15 protein-coding genes are annotated in these 18055 nt (G+C 66.0%); 3 read left to right on the forward strand and 12 right to left on the reverse strand.

Features of this window, described 5'->3' with window-relative positions:
* Positions 1-19 precede the first annotated feature (19 nt).
* Genes CXR02_RS14865 through CXR02_RS14885 form a run of 5 tightly spaced genes read right to left on the reverse strand, consistent with a single transcriptional unit; the run spans position 20 to position 4636 of the window.
* Positions 20-553 carry a GNAT family N-acetyltransferase gene (locus tag CXR02_RS14865; RefSeq protein ID WP_104062688.1) on the reverse strand — a complete coding sequence of 178 codons (534 nt, stop codon included), beginning with the start codon at positions 551-553 and terminating at the stop codon, positions 20-22.
* Between the two features lie 22 nt (positions 554-575).
* Entirely contained in the window at positions 576-1577 is a 1002-nt protein-coding gene (locus CXR02_RS14870) for a sugar phosphate isomerase/epimerase (RefSeq protein WP_104062689.1), read from the reverse strand.
* A 1-nt stretch (position 1578) separates the two neighbouring features.
* Positions 1579-2757 (reverse strand): Gfo/Idh/MocA family protein, encoded by a 1179-nt coding sequence (locus CXR02_RS14875; protein WP_104062690.1) that lies wholly within the window; start codon positions 2755-2757, stop codon positions 1579-1581.
* Positions 2758-2765: 8 nt separating this feature from the next.
* Positions 2766-3887 carry a Gfo/Idh/MocA family protein gene (locus tag CXR02_RS14880; protein ID WP_104062691.1) on the reverse strand — a complete coding sequence of 374 codons (1122 nt, stop codon included), beginning with the start codon at positions 3885-3887 and terminating at the stop codon, positions 2766-2768.
* Complete coding sequence (locus tag CXR02_RS14885; RefSeq protein ID WP_104062692.1) at positions 3884-4636, reverse strand: sugar phosphate isomerase/epimerase; 753 nt, start codon at positions 4634-4636, stop codon at positions 3884-3886. Before CXR02_RS14885 ends, CXR02_RS14880 begins: the two co-directional genes overlap by 4 nt.
* 174 nt (positions 4637-4810) lie before the next feature.
* On the opposite strand from CXR02_RS14885, the gene CXR02_RS14890 reads away from it, so the two are divergent.
* Entirely contained in the window at positions 4811-6022 is a 1212-nt protein-coding gene (locus CXR02_RS14890; RefSeq protein WP_104062693.1) for an ROK family transcriptional regulator, read from the forward strand.
* Positions 6023-6037: 15 nt separating this feature from the next.
* Here the strand turns inward: CXR02_RS14890 and CXR02_RS14895 are convergent, their stop codons facing one another.
* The gene (locus CXR02_RS14895; protein ID WP_104062694.1) at positions 6038-7000 is read right to left on the reverse strand and encodes a D-2-hydroxyacid dehydrogenase family protein; all 963 of its coding nucleotides are present in this window, start codon (positions 6998-7000) and stop codon (positions 6038-6040) included.
* A 168-nt stretch (positions 7001-7168) separates the two neighbouring features.
* On the opposite strand from CXR02_RS14895, the gene CXR02_RS14900 reads away from it, so the two are divergent.
* On the forward strand, positions 7169-8365 hold the full coding sequence (locus tag CXR02_RS14900) for a CynX/NimT family MFS transporter (protein WP_258060986.1): 1197 nt from the start codon (positions 7169-7171) through the stop codon (positions 8363-8365).
* A gap of 264 nt (positions 8366-8629) precedes the next feature.
* Here CXR02_RS14900 and aceB read toward each other — a convergent pair whose 3' ends face one another.
* Together aceB and aceA are read right to left on the reverse strand one after the other, a co-directional pair.
* The gene (aceB, locus tag CXR02_RS14905) at positions 8630-10282 is read right to left on the reverse strand and encodes a malate synthase A (protein ID WP_104062695.1); all 1653 of its coding nucleotides are present in this window, start codon (positions 10280-10282) and stop codon (positions 8630-8632) included.
* A gap of 92 nt (positions 10283-10374) precedes the next feature.
* Positions 10375-11691: an isocitrate lyase gene (aceA, locus tag CXR02_RS14910; RefSeq protein ID WP_104062696.1), complete on the reverse strand. Its 1317-nt coding sequence runs from the start codon at positions 11689-11691 to the stop codon at positions 10375-10377.
* A gap of 152 nt (positions 11692-11843) precedes the next feature.
* Here aceA and CXR02_RS14915 point away from each other — a divergent pair, with 152 nt between their 5' ends.
* Positions 11844-13358, forward strand: a complete 1515-nt coding sequence (locus CXR02_RS14915) for an XRE family transcriptional regulator (RefSeq protein WP_104062697.1) — start codon at positions 11844-11846, stop codon at positions 13356-13358.
* A gap of 23 nt (positions 13359-13381) precedes the next feature.
* Here the strand turns inward: CXR02_RS14915 and CXR02_RS14920 are convergent, their stop codons facing one another.
* The 4 genes from CXR02_RS14920 to CXR02_RS14935 form a co-directional block, all read right to left on the reverse strand.
* Entirely contained in the window at positions 13382-14641 is a 1260-nt protein-coding gene (locus tag CXR02_RS14920; protein WP_104062698.1) for a hypothetical protein, read from the reverse strand.
* Positions 14642-14839: 198 nt separating this feature from the next.
* Entirely contained in the window at positions 14840-15841 is a 1002-nt protein-coding gene (locus tag CXR02_RS14925; protein ID WP_258061000.1) for a TAXI family TRAP transporter solute-binding subunit, read from the reverse strand.
* Positions 15842-15875: 34 nt separating this feature from the next.
* On the reverse strand, positions 15876-17345 hold the full coding sequence (locus CXR02_RS14930) for a HAMP domain-containing sensor histidine kinase (protein ID WP_104062700.1): 1470 nt from the start codon (positions 17343-17345) through the stop codon (positions 15876-15878).
* Entirely contained in the window at positions 17342-18010 is a 669-nt protein-coding gene (locus CXR02_RS14935) for a response regulator transcription factor (RefSeq protein ID WP_104062701.1), read from the reverse strand. Before CXR02_RS14935 ends, CXR02_RS14930 begins: the two co-directional genes overlap by 4 nt.
* Positions 18011-18055: the final 45 nt, after the last annotated feature.

Consider the following 18055-nt stretch of genomic DNA (forward strand, 5'->3'; position numbering starts at 1 on the left):
CAGGTTTCTCGGGGAGCGCTTAGGGCAGGGCCCGTTCAAGGACGAAGTCGTGCTCCACAGTGGTTCCCAGCCGGAAGGACTTACTGCCCACCTTGCGGAAACCGGACTTTTCGTAGAACCGGATGGCCCGGGCGTTCTGGCTGTTGACCCCCAGCCATACTCCGGCCGCGCCCGCTTCCGCCGCCGCCTGGAGGCTGGCGTGCATCAGTTCGCCGGCCGCGCCCAGGCCGTGGTGTTCGGGGTGGACGTAGCATTTGCTGAGCTCCATGGTGGGCAGCACCTTCAGCGCCGCCGCGACATCCGGATCCTCTGCTGGCCGGTTCACCAGCAGGCTGTAGCCGCGGAGCGCCCCGTCCGCGTCAATGACCAGGATGGTGACATCAGGGTCTGCCATGTACTCCCGGAAGTGACGTTCGCTGAGCGTGTTTGCCACGTGCGCGGCAATGTCCTCCGGTGACGACGACGGCGGGCACGCCAGCGGGAAGGTGACGGCCGTCAGGTCGGCGAGCGGGCCGGCGTCGTCCGTTGTTGCCTTTCGAATCGTGTGGGTCATGCAGGGATTCTACGTGCGCTTCCTAGGGCTTCGTGCTGAAGGCGGCGTCGAAGCTGGTCTGGGAGGCGGGGAAGTCGAACTTCTTCAGGGCGGCGAGCGCTTCGGGGGCGCCGTGGAGCCGGTCCATGCCGGCGTCTTCCCATTCGACGGAGATGGGTCCGGTGTAGCCGATCGCGGCCAGGGCGCGGAAGGATGATTCCCAGGGGACGTCGCCGCGGCCGGCCGAGACGAAGTCCCAGCCCCGGCGCGGGTCACCCCACGGCAGGTGCGAGCCCATGACAGTGTTCCGGCCGGTGGGGCGCAGCTTGGTGTCCTTGCAGTCCACGTGGTAGATCCGGTCCTTAAAGTCCCAGATGAAGGAGACGGGGTCGATGCCCTGCCACATGAAATGCGACGGGTCCCAGTTCAGGCCGAACGCGGGCCGGTGGCCGATCGCTTCGAGCGTGCGGACGGTGGTCCAGTAGTCGTAGGCGATCTCGGAGGGGTGGACCTCGTGGGCGAACCGGACACCGCATTCGTCGAAGACGTCCAGGATGGGGTTCCAGCGGTCCGCGAAGTCCTGATAGCCGGCCTCGATCACTGCGGCGGGCACGGGCGGGAACATGGCCACGTACTGCCAGATCGAGGAGCCGGTGAATCCGACGACGGTGTCCACGCCGAGTGCCTTGGCGAGCCGGGCGGTGTGTTTCATTTCCTCGGCGGCGCGTTGGCGGACGCCTTCGGGGTCGCCGTCGCCCCAGACCTTCGCACCGACGATCGCTTCGTGGCGGAAGTCGATGGGGTCATCGCAGACGGCCTGGCCCTTGAGGTGGTTGGAGATGGCCCAGACCTTGAGGTTGTACTTCTCCAGGATGGCGAGTTTGGATTCGACGTAGCCGGGTTCGTCCCAGCGCCAGGCGTCCAGGTGGTCCCCGGACACGGCGATTTCCAGGCCGTCGTAGCCCCAGCCGGATGCCAGGCGGGCGACTTCCTCAAAGGGGAGGTCGGCCCACTGGCCGGTGAACAGGGTGTAGGGGCGAGGCATGTCAGGCTCCTTCAGAAATGGTAGTGCGGGCCAGCGGGATGGTGGCGCTTTTCGCTGCGGCGGACTCTTCGATGGCGTTCAGGATCCTCTGCACCTCGAGGCCGTCCTCGAACGACGGCGACGGCGGGGTTCCGGTGCTGATGGCAGTGAGGAAGTCGCGGATCTCATGCGTGAACGTGTGTTCCCAGCCGATGATGTGGCCCTGCGGCCACCAGGCATCCATGAACGGATGTTCGGGTTCGTTGACCAGGATCCGGCTGAGGCCCTGCTCCCGGACCGGGACGGCGGCATCGAGGAAGTGGAGTTCGTTGAGGTTTTCCAGGTCGAACAGCAGGGAACCCTTATCCCCGTAGATCTCCAGCTTCAGCGAGTTTTTCCGGCCGGTAGCTACCCGGGAGACCTCCACTGAGGCGATGGCTCCCGAGGCGAGGGACAGCGTGGCCCAGGCGGCGTCGTCGACCGTTACGTCTTCCAGGCCGGCGGCCCCGGGGCGGCGGTCCACGAAGGTGTGCAGGCGGCCGGAAACCTCCGTGACCCGGTCCCCGAGCAGGAACAGGACCTGGTCGATGGCGTGCGAGGCGATGTCCCCGAGCGCCCCGGAACCGGCGGTTTCCTTCCTCAGCCGCCAGCTCATGGGCGCGGTTTCGTCCGCCAGCCAGTCCTGCAGATAGGCGGCCCGGACGTGCCGGACGGTTCCCACCCGGCCTTCCGCGATGAGTTCCCTCGCCAGGGCCAACGCGGGCACCCGCCGGTAATTGAGGCCGATCATAGACTGCACGCCCTTGGCCCGGGCGGCCTGGGCAGCCGCTGTCATGGCCTCGGCCTCGGCCAGGGTGTTGGCGAGTGGCTTCTCGACCAGGACGTGCTTGCCGGCCTCGAGCGCGGCGATGGCGATCTCGGCGTGCATCCAGCCCGGCGCGCAGATGTCCACGATGTCGATGTCATCGCGGTCCAGGACTGCCCGCCAGTCCGTCGCGGTCTCGGCCCAGCCATACTTCGCGGCCGCTTCCTCCACTCCGGCGGGGTCCCGGCCCACCAGGACCTTCTGTTCGAAGGCCGGGACGTCGAAGAAGCTGGCCACATTGCGCCAGGCGTTGGAATGGGCCTTGCCCATAAACGCGTAGCCGATCATCGCGACGCCGAGCGGGCGATTGGTGGCTGATTCAGGTGAGGTCGTCATCGTCGTTCCTAGAGCGTTGCGGTTTCCGGGGCCCAGTCCTCGGGGAGGGCCGGGGACGCGGTAACGGAGCTTTCAACGTCAACGAAAGTTCCGGATTCCATGGATTCGGTGATTGAGACCATGGAATCCAGGACGTGGTAGGCCAGGTCGCCGGTGGCGCGGTGCGGCACCCCGGCGCGGATGGAGCGTGCCATGTCCAGGACGCCCATGCCACGGCCGTTGGCGGGTCCCGTGGCCGGGATGGTGGTCCAGTCCTCGTCACCGGCACGCCACAGGCGGATGTCGCCGTCGAAATTATTGGGGTCCGGCAGGGACAGCGTGGCTTCCGTGCCAGTGATTTCCACGAAGCCCATCCGCACACGGGGGGATTCGAAGGAGAAGACGCTGTGCGAGGACGCCCCGCTCTCGAACTGCGCCATGGCCGACACATGCGTGGGCACCTCGACGGTGAACTCCTCGCCGGCCCTGGGCCCTGAACCAATGACCCGGACTTCCTTGGCCTTGGAGCCGACGGCGGCCACCTTGCGGATGGAGCCGAACGCCTGGATCAAGGTGGTGAGGTAGTACGGGCCCATGTCGAAGAGCGGGCCCGCGCCGTGCTGGAAAAGGAAAGCCGGGTTCGGGTGCCAGGATTCCGGACCGGGGGTCTGGAAGGTGGTCATGGCCGTCAGGGGGGTGCCGATGTCGCCGCGTTCGATCAGCCGGCGTGCGGTCTGCAGGCCGGCGCCGAGGAAGGTGTCCGGGGCGCAGCCGAGGCGGATCCCGGCAGCGTCGGCGGTTTTGAGCAGGCCGAGCCCTGACGCGCGGTCCAGGGAGAAGGGCTTCTCGGTCCAGACATGCTTGCCGGCATTGACGGCTGCCGTGGCCACTTCCACGTGCGCCGCTGGGATGGTCAGGTTCACGATGATCTCGACGTCGGGATGGTTCAGCGCCGCGTCCACGCCGCCCCACTCCGCGATGCCGTATTCCTTGGCACGGGCTTCGGCGGCTTCCTCAAAGAGGTCGGCGATGACGAGGACTTTCAGGTCCGGGAAAACGGTGAGGTTGTCCAGGTACTGTTTGCTGATGTTCCCGGCGCCGATGACGGCAACTCCCACGGGGCCGCGGCGGGTCGGTGCTGCCAGGCTCATGCGCGTGCTCCGGCGGTGCCCTGTGCGGCATTGAGGTAGGCGAGGCTCTCAGCGATGCCTTCGAAGATGTCTCCGGCGTAGTCATCAAATTCCACCACGCCTACCTCGAGGGCCCTGGCGGCGGCAACGACCTCCAGCACGGCGACCTTGCCTTGGCCCGCAGGCTGCTGCGCTTTGGTGTCCGTATTCAGTGGTCCGTCCTTGATGTGGATGAACTTCACCCGGTCGCCGAGCCGCTCCAGCACCGCCACGGGATCCTGGCCGCCCACGGCAACCCAGTACGTGTCCACTTCGAGGACAACTTCGGGATCGAGGAGGTCCGCGAAGTACTCCAGCGCGGTGCGTCCCTCGATGGTGGACTCCAGCTCCCACTGGTGGTTGTGGTAGCCCACGCGGATGCCGTATTCGGCGCCCTTCCTGGCTGCGGCGTTGAGGCCGGCAGCGATGGCCTGGATGTCCGCCGCGGACTGCCAGCGGTCAGCCGCGATGAACGGATCGATCACCGTGGTGATCCCTAGTTCCCTGGCCGCGGCGAAGATCTCATCCTGGTCCTGGCTCAGCAGCGGTGCGTGTCCGGACGGAGCCGTCAGGCCGTTCTCCCTCAGCGCAGCACCGAGCTCTTTGGCCGTGGCGACAAAGTTGTACGGCTCAACCTTGGTGAAACCGATCTCCGCGACCTTGCGGATGGTGCCGGGAAGGTCCGCCTGGATCTGGTCCCGGAGTGTGTAGAGCTGGATCGAGTAGTTCATTGGTTCTCCTGATTGCAGACGAATCCACGTTGATTGGGTGCTGCGGTGCTGAGGGCGATGCCACTGCCACTAAAGCTAGAATGACTTTTGCCGATCGTCAAGCAAAAGTTGCGCGGAAGCAGATATTCTTTGTTCCGCGTGACAGGCAGAAGTTGCATGTGTTATTCATAATCCATGAGCCTCAGCCCCGGAACCGAGCACGCCGCCCCAGACCACGGCGTGAGCCTGGCGCGCGCCGGTGACCTCTTCCAGCTCCTCCGGGACGGCCAGGCGCGGACGCGGGCAGAGTTGGCACTGACCACCGGTTTGGCGCGTTCCACCGTCGCTGCGCGCATTGACGCCCTGATCGCCTCCGGCCTGGTGGGCGCGGCGGGTGAGGCGAACTCCAGTGGCGGCAGGCCGCCGTCGCGCTTTGCCTTCAACCCGGCCGCACGCGCCGTCCTGGCCGTCGACGTCGGCGCTACCCACGTGATTGTTGCCGTTACCGATCTCAGCGGCCGGGTCCTGGCCGAGCGGCGGCTGGCCCAGGATGTTGCCGCCGGCCCCGAGGCGGTGCTCGGCCGGGTGGTCAAGGAGGGCCGCGCGTTGCTTGAGCAGGCCGGACGGGGCCCGCGCGATCTCGCCGGCATCGGAATCGGCCTGCCGGGGCCCGTGGAGCACGCCACCGGAAAGCCCGTCAAGCCGCCCATCATGCCGGGGTGGGACGGGTTCGACGTCGTCCCTTACGTCCAGCGCTCGCTGCCAGTGCCGGTGCTGGTGGACAACGACGTGAACATCATGGCGCTGGGGGAGCGGTCGGCGCACTGGGCGGACAACAGGAATTTCCTGTTCATCAAGGTTGCCACCGGCATCGGATCCGGGATCATCAGCAACGGTGAACTGCAACGCGGCGCCAACGGAACGGCGGGCGATCTGGGCCACGTCCGCGTGCCGCGCGGCGATGACGTGCTGTGCCGCTGCGGCAACTACGGCTGCCTCGAGGCGCTGGCGTCCGGACCGGCCCTGGCCGCTGAACTGGAGCGGCAGGGTGTGCCGGCGCGCAAGGGCAGTGATGTGCTGCGGCTGGTCGGCGAGGGCAACCCGCAGGCCATCAACGCGCTGCGCCAGGCCGGCCGGGATGTGGGCGATGTGCTGGCCACTGTGGTCAACCTGCTGAACCCGTCCGTCATTGTCATCGGCGGGAGCCTGGGCCAGGCCGGGGAACACCTGATGGCCGGCGTCCGCGAAGTCGTCTACCGGCGGTCCCTGCCGCTGGCAACCAGCCACCTGCGGATCGCCCTTTCCGTGGCCGGGGACCAAGCTGCAATTCTTGGTGCCAGCCAGATGGTCACGCAGTACGTGTTGTCGCCTGCAGCCATTGAGGCGACGCTCCAGGCGGCCGGTTAGGCGGCTTTTCGGGAGTCATCCCGTCGTGATCACGCGGACCGGCGTTCCCTCCAGCCAGGCCTTGACGTCCTCGAACGCGCCACCGTAGAACTGCCGGTAGCTCTCGGCCGTCACGTAGCCGAGGTGCGGGGACAGCACAGTGTTGGGGGCGCTGAGCAGCGGGTGGCCCGCGGGAAGCGGTTCCTGGTCAAAAACGTCCAGGGCCGCGCCGCGGATCCAGCCCTCGTTCAAAGCCCGCACCAGGGCATCCTGGTTCACCAGCGGACCCCGCGACGTGTTCACCAGGATGCCTTCCGGCCCCAGGAGCCGCAGTTCCTGCTCACCCACGATGTCCTCGGAACGGGGAGACAGCCGCAGGTGGAGGGACACGACGTCGGAATTCTCGAAAAGTTCCACCTTGCTGACCTTCTGAACGCCTGCCTCGGCGGCGGCCTCAGCGGTGAGATTCTGGCTCCAGGCGAGCACTTCCATGCCGAAAGCCTGCCCGTACGCCGCGATCCGCCGCCCGATCTTGCCCAGGCCCACGACGCCCAGGGTCTTGCCGGACAGTTCCATCCCCACCGAGGTCTGCCACGTGCCCGCGCGCAGCGAGTTCTCCTCGGCCGGGAGGTTGCGGGAGATCGCGAGCAGCAAAGCCCAGGTCAGTTCGGGCGCGGCCGTGGGGGACCCGGGCGTGCCGCATACGGTGATGCCGAGTTCGGTTGCTGCGGCCACGTCGATGGATGCATTGGCCATGCCGGTGGTCACCAGCAGCTTCAGCCCCGGGAGACGTTCCAGCACGGTGCGGGGAAACGGGGTCCGCTCACGCATCGCTATGACGATCTGGTAGTTGGCGAGGGCTGCTGCCAGGGCGTCCTCGGACTGGAAGGGCTCGCGGAAGACGGACGCTGTAACGCCGGCCTGTTCCAGGGCGGCCCAGTCGGCGAAGCCGTGCGCCACGCCCTGGTAGTCGTCGAGGATGGCAAGCCGTTGTTGCATGTCTGTTCCTTCGTCCGAGGTAAGCGGCTTTTGTACCCGCACTTGGGGCCCGCGGGTGTGAGCTTCATCGTATGCCAGGGCGCCATGACGTTGCCTGTGGCGTCCGGGGCAATACGCCGTGATAGCAATGGAAGTGATGAAATCGTATTTAGCCACCGCGGAATCCTTGTGAGCGGACAGTTCCTGGCCAAAGTTCCCAAGGGCTGGATCCTCCTGGGCTGTATCGGACTGCTGGCGCTGAACCTGCGTGGGCCCTTCGTTGCCGTTGCCCCGGTGGTTGACCTGATGCAGGCCGACCTCGGATTTACCCCCGTGATGGTGGGCCTGCTGACGAGCATCCCGGTGCTGTGCTTCGCGCTCGCCGCGTCGCTGGCGTCTCTGACCACGAGGAAACTCGGCGCGGAGTTCGCCGTTTCGCTGACCATCCTTGGCGTCCTGGCTGGCGTGATTGTGCGCTCGGCTGGCGGCCCGGGACCGGTGGTGGTGGGCACGGTGATGATCGGCCTGGCCATCACGGTGGGCAACATCGCGGTGCCGTTGATTATCCGCCGCGACTTCTCCCCGATGCGCCAAGGGACCGCCATGGGTGTGTACACCGCGGCCCTGAACATCGGATCATTCCTGACCTCGATGGTCACGGCGCCCCTGGCAGAGCTGGCCGGTTGGCGTGTGGCCTTGGCCGCCGTGGGCATCCTGGCTGTGATTGCCATCGTTTTCTGGACCCTCGCCGTGGGCGCCCGCACCGCGTTTGTGCCCTCCCGCACCGTGGTGGCCGGCGGGCAGGAACACCCGGCCGTCAAGGGTTCCGGCTGGATTACCGCTGGGCTCACCGCAGGCTTCGCCGGGCAGGCGTTTTCCTACTACGCGGTGACGGCGTGGCTGCCGAGCTACCTCAACGACGAACTTGGCATGTCCGCCTCAGCCGCCGGGGCAGGCTCATCGCTGTTCCAGATCTTCGCCATCGTTGGCGGCTTGGGAGTGCCGTTCGCGGCCAAATATTTCAGTACGACGACGACGGCAGTCACCGTGGGGTTGCTGTGGACGGCCGTGCCGGCCGGGCTGCTGCTGGCGCCGGAACTGTGGTGGCTGTGGTCCACGTTCGGCGGCATCGCGCAGGGCGGCGGGATCACGCTGATCTTCATCGCGATCATCAAGCTGGCCCGGGACCAGGTGTCCGCGGGCCGGATGTCCGCCACGGTCCAGGGGCTCGGTTACTGCTTCGGCGCGGTGGCCCCGCCGCTGGTGGGCTTCGTGCGCGACGCCTCGGGTTCCTGGACCCCCGCGCTGCTGGTGATCCTGGGCTCGGTGTTGATGTTCTTCGTCTGCACAACCCTGGCTGTGCGGCTGGTGCCGAAAGGACGCTGACGCGTCCCGCCGTCGTACGTTGCCTTGTCCTCTGCATGATTTGCCAACGCTGTCTCACTTAACGCAGCTTAACGACGGACGCTCTCTCACTATCTTGAGGATAGTGAGAGAGCGTCCCGGGTTTTCTCGCATTATGTGAGAGAGCGTCCGCGGGTCACACGGGGTGTTCCGTCGCCGGGCCGGCTCCCCGGATCTCGGGGGTGCCTGTTGCGAAGGGCGTGCCTGCCCGGCGGACGGAAGTCTATTCAGTGAGCCTGCTGCAGCCTAGGCCGCGGCGAGCTCCTCTTTGGTTGCCTTTTCGCGGGCTTCGGTGAGGTAGCGGGCGTAGGCGGGGAGGGTCAGGAAGGACGGGAAGTCCTGGCTGAGGGTGACTTCCTCGAAGATGTCGCGCGAGTCTTCGAAGCGATCGCCGTCGAAGCGTTCCAGGCGTGCGAACTCTTCGTCGAGCAGTTCCTCGATCCACTGGTGGGTGATGATTTCGCCGCGGTCGGTGATGGCGGACGCGAACATCCACTGCCATATCTGGGAGCGGGAGATTTCCGCGGTGGCGGCGTCTTCCATGAGGTTGTGGATGGCGACGGCGCCGTTCCCGCGGAGCCAGGACTCGATGTAGCGGATGCCTACCTCGATGTTGTTCCGGATGCCCTGCTCGGTGATGGTGCCTTCGGTGGCGGCCACGTTGATGAGTGCGCGGTCGTCGGGGATGACGTCCTCGCGGGTGCGGTCCAGCTGGTTGGGGCGTTCGCCGAGGGTGGCGTCGAACACTTCGCGGCATACTGGCACGAGGTCCGGGTGGGCCACCCAGGAACCATCGAAGCCGTCGTTGGCCTCGCGGGTCTTGTCGGCGCGGACCTTCTCGAACGCGTTGGTGTTGGCAGCCTCGTCCTTGCGGTTGGGGACGGCGGCGGCCATACCGCCGATTGCCATGGCGCCGCGCTTGTGGCAGGCACGGACCAGCTGTTCGGTGTAGGCGCGCATGAACGGCTGGGTCATGGTCACCTGGGCGCGGTCCGGCAGGACGAACCGGGGGCCGCGGGTGCGGAAGTTCTTGATCAGGGAGAAGATGTAGTCCCAGCGGCCGGCGTTCAGGCCCGACGCGTGATCACGCAGTTCGTAGAGGATTTCCTCCATTTCGAACGCCGCGGTGATGGTCTCGATCAGCACGGTGGCGCGGATGGTGCCCTGCGGGATGCCCAGCAGGTCCTGGGCGAGGATGAAGATGTCATTCCACAGCCGTGCCTCGAGGTGGTTCTCGATCTTGGGCAGGTAGAAGTACGGGCCCTTGCCCTGGGCCAGGAGGCGGTGGGCGTTGTGGAAGAAGAACAGGCCGAAGTCCACGATGCCGCCGGCCACGGGGGCGCCGTCGATGATCATGTGCTTCTCGGGCAGGTGCCAGCCCCGGGGGCGGACCACGATGGTGGGCAGCTCGCCGGCCGGGCGGAGCTTGTATTCCTTGCCCTCGGGGGAGGTGAAATCGATCCGGCGTTCCAGCGCGTCGGTGAGGTTCAGCTGGCCCTTGATGACGTTCCGCCACGTGGGGGTGGAGGAGTCCTCCATGTCAGCGAGCCACACCTTCGCACCGGAGTTCAGCGCGTTGATGGTCATTTTCTTGTCCACCGGTCCGGTGATCTCCACCCTGCGGTCCTCCAGGCCCGGGGCCGGGGGAGCGACGCGCCACGACGGGTCGTTGCGGATGTCCTCGGTTTCGCGGAGGAACCTGGGGTCCTGGCCGCCGGCGATGTCCGCCCGGCGGGTCCGGCGTGCCTGCAGCAGTTCCTGCCGGCGCTCAGCCGTGGCCCGGTGCAGCTTGGCGACAAACTCCAGTGCATCCGGAGTAAGAACCTCGTCCTGCCGGCAAATAGGCTGCGCGGTCAAAGTGATCCCGTTGATGGTGAAGCTGTCTGTGAAGGTGTTCATTTCGGTCTCCTGGTGCAGGGCCCAACTGGGTAGCAGTAAGTGTCGTTTTGAGCCTCCAAAACGACACTTAGTGCTACTTACTTGGGGAAAATTTAGTGGAACTGGCCTTCTTCGGTGGATCCCACCAGTGCCAGGGTTGATGCGTTCGGGTTGAGCGCAGTTGCGATGTCGTCGAAGTAGCCGGTGCCGACTTCGCGCTGGTGCTTGGTCGCGGTGTAGCCGCGGGACTCGGAGGCGAATTCCTTTTCCTGCAGCTCGACGTAGGCGCTCATGCCTTCACGGGCGTAACCGTGGGCGAGATCGAACATCGAGTAGTTCAGGGCGTGGAAGCCGGCCAGGGTGATGAACTGGAACGTGAAGCCCATGGCGCCGAGTTCACGCTGGAACTTGGCGATGGTGGCGTCGTCCAGGTGCTTGCGCCAGTTGAACGACGGCGAGCAGTTGTAGGAGAGCATCTGGTCCGGGAAGTCAGCCTTGACGGCCTCGGCGAACTTGCGGGCCAGCTCCAGGTCCGGGGTGCCCGTCTCCATCCAGATGAGGTCAGAGTACGGTGCGTAGGCCTTGGCGCGGGCGATGCAGGGTTCGATGCCGTTGCGGACCTTGTAGAAGCCTTCCGGGGTGCGTTCGCCGGTGACGAATTCCTGGTCGCGGGGATCGACGTCGGAGGTGATCAGGGTTGCTGCCTCGGCGTCGGTGCGGGCGATGACCACCGAGGGGGTGCCGGCGACGTCGGCCGCCAAGCGGGCGGCGTTCAGTGTGCGGACGTGCTGCTGGGTGGGGATGAGGACCTTGCCGCCGAGGTGGCCGCACTTCTTCTCCGAGGCGAGCTGGTCTTCCCAGTGCACACCTGACGCGCCGGCCTGGATCATGGATTTCATGAGCTCGTAGGCGTTCAGCGGGCCGCCGAAGCCGGCCTCGGCGTCGGCAACGATCGGGACCATCCAGTCCTCAACGGTCTGGATGCCTTCGGAGAATTCGATCTGGTCCGCACGCAGGAGGGCGTTGTTGATGCGGCGCACCACTGTCGGAACCGAGTTGGCCGGGTACAGCGACTGGTCCGGGTAGGTGTGGCCGGAGTTGTTGGCGTCCGCGGCGACCTGCCAGCCGGAGAGGTAGATGGCACGGAGGCCGGCCTTGACCTGCTGCACGGCCTGGTTGCCGGTCAGGGCACCCAGGGCGTTGGTGTACCCGCCGGTCTTGTGCTCTTCGGTGAGCTGCTTCCACAGTTTCTCGGAACCGCGGCGTGCCAGCGTGTGCTCTTCGGAGACACGGCCGCGGAGCTTGACGACGTCCGCTGCCTTGTAGTCACGGGTCACACCTTCCCAGCGGGGGTTGGCGGCCCACTCAAGCTCCAGGGCGGCGGCCTGCTGTTCGGGCGTCTGCTGGGTGGGCTCAAATGCTGCAGTCATCGTTGTCTCCTTGATTGAGCTCCGGGTGTTTATCGGCCGGCCGAAGCTGCTTCCTTGCAGCTCCGACCAGCTTCCCGGTGCGGTGTTTCTTTCCGTGATTACTACTTTTCAGCACTTCACAACACTTCTCTAGGGGAAAACCATGGAAAGAAATGCATTTCTTCGCGTATGCTCAAGAAATGACGCCTGGAAGCTGGAACCGCGAAGTCGCCCTACCGCCGTCGTCCGCCGCCTCCCCGGAACTGGACGTCATCAGCCTGGGCCGCCGCGTGCGGCATCTGCGCAAGCAGGCCGGGTACACGCTCGATGACCTGGGCGCCGCCGTCGGGACCGCCCCCAGCCAGTTGAGCCTGATCGAAAACGGCAAGCGGGAGCCCAAACTTTCCCTGCTGCAGGGGCTGGCCGCGGCCCTGAACGTGAGCATCGACCAGTTGCTTGGCGCCGAGCCGCCGAGCCGCCGCGCGGCCCTGGAAATTGAGCTGGAACGCTACCAGCGCGGGCCCCTGTACGAGTCCCTTAATCTGCCCAAAATCCGCATCAGCTCGCGGCTTCCGGTCGATGTGTTGGAGGCGCAGGTGGGGCTGCTGCACGAGCTCGAACGCAAGCTGAACGAGCAGGTGGCGACGCCGGAGGAAGCCCGCCGCGCGAACGGTGAGCTGCGTGCCATGATGCGTGAGCGCGGCAACTACTTCCCGGAGTATGAGGCCGAGGCCCAGAAGGTCCTGGGACTGGTGGGCTACACGGCCGGGCCGCTGAGCCAGCACGTCATCGCCGACATCGCCGAGAAGCTCGGATTCACCCTCCATCACGTGAGCGACCTGCCGCATTCCACCCGTTCAGTGACGGATTTGAAGAATCACAGAATTTACCTGACGCAGAGCCAGCGGCAGGACCACGACCCCCGCTCGGTGCTGTTGCAGGCGCTGGGGCACTACGTCCTGGGGCACGAGACGCCGAAAAACTACGGCGACTTCCTCGGCCAGCGGGTGGCCACCAACTACTTCGCGGCCGCGCTCCTGCTGCCCGAGCAGGCCACCGTGGACTTCCTGCAGAAGGCCAAGGCCGCCAAGGAAATCGCCGTGGAGGACATCCGGGATGCTTTTGCCGTGTCCTACGAGACCGCCGCTCACCGCTTCACCAACCTGGCCACGAAGCACCTGGGCATCACCACCCACTTCCAGAAGACCCACAAGAGCGGCATCATCTACAAGGCCTACGAGAACGACGGCGTGACGTTCCCGATGGACCACACCGGCGCCATCGAGGGCCAGCCGTCGTGCAAGGCGTGGACGTCACGGGCGGTGTTTGATGTGCCGGACAAGTTCAGCGCGTACAGCCAGTACACGGATACTCCGTCCGGCACATATTGGTGCACGGCCCGGACGGAGCGATCGGCCAGCGGCGAGTTCTCCCTGAGCATCGGGGTGCCGTACCAGCACGTGAAATGGTTCCGCGGCCGGGAAACCACGGCGCGCGAAAAGTCCACATGCCCCGACCCGAACTGCTGCAAGCGGCCTCCGGCAGCACTGGCCTCCGAGTGGGCTGGAAACGCCTGGCCGGCGGCTCGCGCCAACACGCACCTGCTGGCCGCGATGCCGCCCGGCGCGTTCCCCGGAGTGGACGAGACCGAGGTCTACTCGTTCCTGGCTGCGCACTCGGGGAGCTGACCCCAGGACGCTCTCTCACTCGATCAGTCCAGGAATGGCAACGCGAGGCCGTTCTTCGTCCGCCACAGCCTGGCTTCCTTGATTGCCTTCTTGGCGTCTCGCCGGTGCAATTTTTCGACAGCGGAGGACCACTGCCTTCGGAGCAAGGCCCAGCGTGTGTGCGCTTCATGGTGAAATACCTGCCTGAGATTCAGGGTGAGGCGGCGTGCCGGATTCCAAGATTGTTGGGCCAGTGACCGCCTGCTTAGAATGCCGAGCACACAAGCATGTTGAACACCGGTTACCAGCAGCGCTGCGCCCAAGGCAGGAACGTAAGGAGTCCCCAGCGCGATAGCAGTGCCGACCGCAAACAAATAGGGAACGGCTATGGCTAGCCATTTATACGTATTCGATTCTGCCGGGCGATCTTGGTTCTCTGCCTTCAAGGAAAGCACGGCAAACCCGACGGCAGCGGCCAGTCCCGTAAAACCCAGCACGGAGAGATAGATTCCCAATAGAAGGGCGAAGCCGGCGTATTTGGGATCGGCCCAGAACTCATAACCAGGATTCACCATCATCGTTAGAAAAATAGCAGCGATTGTGGCAAGTGCGATGATCGTAAACCAATTTGCCGCGATGCGCAGTGGGAGCAGGCGGCTTCCTGCTGGTGAATGAAGCAAGTATCCCCACCTTTGCCCCCAAGCCTGTTCAAGACGTCCGGCCCGATGAATGACGTCGTTCATGTGCAGCTGCCTTTGAATGCCTTGAAGCCCAAAAACCGTCCGCGTGGGTCCAGCGAGAAGCAGTAACAGCCAGAGGATGACGCAGGCTCCTGCGGTTGCAGCTGCGTGCAGATTCCAGCCTGGAGCGCCCATATGGAGAATTGTCCAGGTCATGGCACGGTATGGCGCTGTTGCGGCAATCAACGTCAGGACAAATTGAACCAAGCTTCTGAAATCCAGGCGCGTCGAAAGCTGGACGGCGGCTTCCATTCCCAGTTCCTGTGGGGAGTGACGATCAAAACGATTTAATGCAAGAATCACTCCTGCTATGGCCACGAACTGAGCCATGCCAGAAGGGTCCAACGCGAGGAAGGAGAATGCGTCGACGAATACTGTCGTGAGCGCGGGGAAGCCTTGGGCAGTCAGTATCCACCTTGGGCCGGCCAGCAACAACAGAAGCATGGAGAACAGCGTCAGGCCGCCGATGAATATGACTCCCACGTCGAAGGCAATACTCTTGCGCTCGCGTCGTCCCGCGTCGTGCAGATCACTAATTGAGGGCAGCGTCCTGGATACATTCATGATTCAAGGCTAGGGAGCACCTCTGACATTGAGCTGGCCGTCACGCAGAGCACGCTCTTGGCTGGCTGCGGGGCGGGTCTGGCCTGGAAAACCCCGGAAATCCGCGAAAGGCAGTCGCGTGCCGTGGACGAAGCCCGCTAAGAGCATGCTGTGCGTGACACGGTAGAGGGCCAAGGGACGAAGTTGGCCGGACCACCCTCAGCCGTGGAGCTCCCGGTACGCCGCGACGGCGCCGGGGTGCAGGGGCAAACCCGCGGTGTTGATCAAGGATTCGGGGCTCAGGAACTGGACGCCCAGGCTGGAGCGCGGGATCAGTTCCTCGGCATGGCCCACCAGCAGTTCGACGGTCCGCTTGACGGTCCGGTCATCAAGATCGCTCCGGCACAGCAGCAGGTTCGCCACGCCCACGGTCCACACGGCCGGAATGCCCGCGTAGGCGCCCGCCGGGATCAGCACCCGGTCGTAGAAGACGCCGTATTTCGCCCGCAGTGCCGGCAGCAGCGGCGACAGATCCAGGAAACCCAGCCCGACGTCGTCGTTCGCGGCGGCAATGGCCGCAGTCGGCACGCCGCCCGACCAGAACAACGCGTCCACCGTTCCGTCCCGCAGCGCCGCGAGGCCCTCATTGAGGCCGAGGCTCAGCACCGTGACGCCGCCGGCGGTGCCCGCAGTGGTGCTCAGCCCGGCAGCCTCGAGCAGCCGCGGAGTGGTCAGCGACGTCCCCGAGCCGGGCTCGCCGACAGCCACGGTCCGGCCGGCAAGCCCGCTAATGTCCCGGATTTCGCTGTTGTGCCGGATGACGCAGTGGACGTAGTTCTCGTACACCTTTCCGACGGCGGAAAGTCCGACGGCGGGCGGCTTACCCGCCGCTGTGCTTCGGGCAGCCGAATCCGCGAGCGCGACGGCGAACGTGGCTTTGCCGGTCAGCAGATGTTCGAGGTTGTCCAGGCTGCCGCCGGTAGTCAGCGCCGTGGCTTGGCCGGCAACGCCGTGACGTTGGAGGGATGCCGCCAGCAGCTCGGCGAACTCGAGGTAGAAGCCTCCGGGCTCGCCACCGGCCACGGTCACGGTTCCCGGGCGGTCCGTGGGCGTACACGCACCCAAGGCCGGCAGCAGCAGCCCGGACAAACCGGCCGCGAGGCTTGCCTTCAGGACGGCCCGCCGCGGGGGATCAGGGGGAAGCGGGGGACTCGGGGGCAGGGTCCGTGCTCCGGTGAAGCGCCCCACGAATAGGTCAGCCACGCGGAGCCGCCTGCTCCGGACCGGCGTGCTCCGGCCCGGCAAAAAGCCCTGGCACATCCGCGGAAAGTGGAAACTCGAGCCGCGCGATCAGTCCATGCGGCGAGGCCTCGGCAAGCACCAGCCGGCCACCGTTGGCCGCTGCCAGCTTGTCCACGATGGTCATGCCCAGCCCGGTCCCGCGGATGCTCCGGTGCGCCGGGGACCGCCAGAAGCGGCTGGTGGCCGCTGCCCGTTCGTCGGCGGAAAGCCCGGGGCCGTCGTCAGACACTTCGATGATCACCATGCTTTGGCGCTCGCGGGCAGCAACCGAGATGTGGGCGCCTGGAGCGTATTTGATGGCGTTGTTGAGAAGTTCGCCCACCATCTGGGCCAGTTCTGCGGCGCTGCAGGTGATATGCACGGCGGGGGCCGGCGGATCTGCCAGCAGGATGGATGCTCCGCCGCGCTGGGCGGCGGGGCCCGCCCGTTCGGTTTCTTCCTGCAGGACCGGGTACGGATCAAGCGGCGCCTGTGCCGCGGGCGACAGGGTTCCCAGCGGGCCCCGGGCGGAGTCCTCGGATGCCCGGTGCTCGGCGGCCGCCAACCGAAGTACTCCGTCCAGGATCTCCTCCACACGTTCAAGCTCGGCCAGCACGCCTGCGGCGGCGTCGTGCTCCCGGGCGGTCCTCAGTTCCAGCTGCAGCAGATCGATCCTGAGCCGCAGGGCGCCCACCGGATTGCGCAGTTCGTGCGATGTGTCCGCTATCAGTTGCCGCTGCGAATCGAGGCTGTGGCTGACGGTCTGCGCCATGGTGGTGAATGAACGGCTCAGTTGCCGAAGTTCCGGCGGCCCGGCCTCGGGAAGCTGACCGGTCCGGCCTGTTGCCTCAAGCTCCGTGACGGCGGCGTTCAGCCGATGTACGGGGCGCAGCACCCACTCGGTCACGCGGGCCGCACCAAGCAGGAGCACAGCGGCCAGGACCGCCGCCGCCAATGCCACGATGAGCCACCGTTCCCGCAGTTTCTGCCGGGCCGGGACCAGGTTGACCTCGAGGACGGCCTCGCCCAGGACCTGGCTCGCGCTGCCGAAGGAGCGGGAGATCACCTCGGAGGATGGCCCGAACGGCTGCAGCGGGCTGAGCGTGGTGTCGCTGAGGTTCAGGTTCGCCCTGGCCACGGCGTCACGGACGTCCGGCCGGTCCTCGCTCAGGCCGCCGGAGCGCAGGGTTCCCTGCTGGAGCTGGACCAGGACTCCCTCTCCGTAGAGTTCGGAATACCGGTCCATCTCCGTCTGCAGTTGAGCCGTTTCGCCGGCGGAAGCTGCGTCGAACGCCACCTGTGCCAGGCGGTTGAGCGACGCGGCCCGGTTGATCTGGAGTTCCTGCGTCAGTTCCCGGCCGGCCGAGGTCAGGATCACGTTGGACGTGATGATGACGATAAGTACCGCCAGGACACTCAGGATGCCCAGGACGCGCAGTTTCACGCCGGGTCCGCCTCGACCCGGTAGCCTACGCCGCGGACGTTGATTATGAAGCCGGGCAACTGGAGCTTGGCCCGCAGCCCGGTCAGGTGCACGTCAAGGGACCGGGACGAGGCCACGAAGGCGTCGCCCCACAGCGCGTCCAGGATCTGTTCACGGGTGACCACCGAACCGGCGTGGCTGGCCAACAGTGCCAGCAGGTCAAACTCGGTGGCCGTCAGCGGCAGCACCGCGGAACGGAGGGCCGCCACGCGCCGCTCCAGGTCGATCTCAAGATCACCCAGCACCACACTCTGCTGCCGCGTGCCGCGATAGCGGCCGGCACGCCGCGTGACGGCTTCGATGCGGGCAAGAAGTTCCACGAGCTTCACAGGCTTAACGAGGTAGTCGTCCGCTCCCGACCGCAGGCCGAGCACCACGCTTCGTTCGTCGTCGCGCGCGGTGAGGATCAGGATGGGCGCCGCCGTTACCTGGCGCAGTTTCCGCAGCACCTCCAGCCCGTCCATATCGGGAAGGCCCAGGTCCAGGAGGATCACTTCGAACTTCCGGTGGACCAGCAGGGCGTCGGCTCCGCGGGCAACCCGGGTGGGGTTGTGCCCCGCGGTCGCGACGGCGGCGGCGAGGGCGGACGCCATGGCGTCGTCGTCCTCGACGATGAGCAACTCCATGGCCTGGTTCCCTTATTCGCTGAGCGGGCAACGCAAACTGCCCGC

The organism is Arthrobacter sp. 4R501 (assembly GCF_002929755.1).
In the GTDB taxonomy this organism is placed as follows: Bacteria; Actinomycetota; Actinomycetes; order Actinomycetales; family Micrococcaceae; genus Arthrobacter.

What these genes read in the sequence shown, in the direction of transcription:
- CXR02_RS14865 (WP_104062688.1), bottom strand. Translation starts at nt 553, where the DNA reads ATGACCCACACGATTCGAAAGGCAACAACGGACGACGCCGGCCCGCTC.
- CXR02_RS14870 (WP_104062689.1), bottom strand. Translation starts at nt 1,577, where the DNA reads ATGCCTCGCCCCTACACCCTGTTCACCGGCCAGTGGGCCGACCTCCCC.
- CXR02_RS14875 (WP_104062690.1), bottom strand. Translation starts at nt 2,757, where the DNA reads ATGACGACCTCACCTGAATCAGCCACCAATCGCCCGCTCGGCGTCGCG.
- CXR02_RS14880 (WP_104062691.1), bottom strand. Translation starts at nt 3,887, where the DNA reads ATGAGCCTGGCAGCACCGACCCGCCGCGGCCCCGTGGGAGTTGCCGTC.
- CXR02_RS14885 (WP_104062692.1), bottom strand. Translation starts at nt 4,636, where the DNA reads ATGAACTACTCGATCCAGCTCTACACACTCCGGGACCAGATCCAGGCG.
- CXR02_RS14890 (WP_104062693.1), top strand. Translation starts at nt 4,811, where the DNA reads ATGAGCCTCAGCCCCGGAACCGAGCACGCCGCCCCAGACCACGGCGTG.
- CXR02_RS14895 (WP_104062694.1), bottom strand. Translation starts at nt 7,000, where the DNA reads ATGCAACAACGGCTTGCCATCCTCGACGACTACCAGGGCGTGGCGCAC.
- aceB (WP_104062695.1), bottom strand. Translation starts at nt 10,282, where the DNA reads ATGAACACCTTCACAGACAGCTTCACCATCAACGGGATCACTTTGACC.
- aceA (WP_104062696.1), bottom strand. Translation starts at nt 11,691, where the DNA reads ATGACTGCAGCATTTGAGCCCACCCAGCAGACGCCCGAACAGCAGGCC.
- CXR02_RS14915 (WP_104062697.1), top strand. Translation starts at nt 11,844, where the DNA reads ATGCATTTCTTCGCGTATGCTCAAGAAATGACGCCTGGAAGCTGGAAC.
- CXR02_RS14920 (WP_104062698.1), bottom strand. Translation starts at nt 14,641, where the DNA reads ATGAATGTATCCAGGACGCTGCCCTCAATTAGTGATCTGCACGACGCG.
- CXR02_RS14935 (WP_104062701.1), bottom strand. Translation starts at nt 18,010, where the DNA reads ATGGAGTTGCTCATCGTCGAGGACGACGACGCCATGGCGTCCGCCCTC.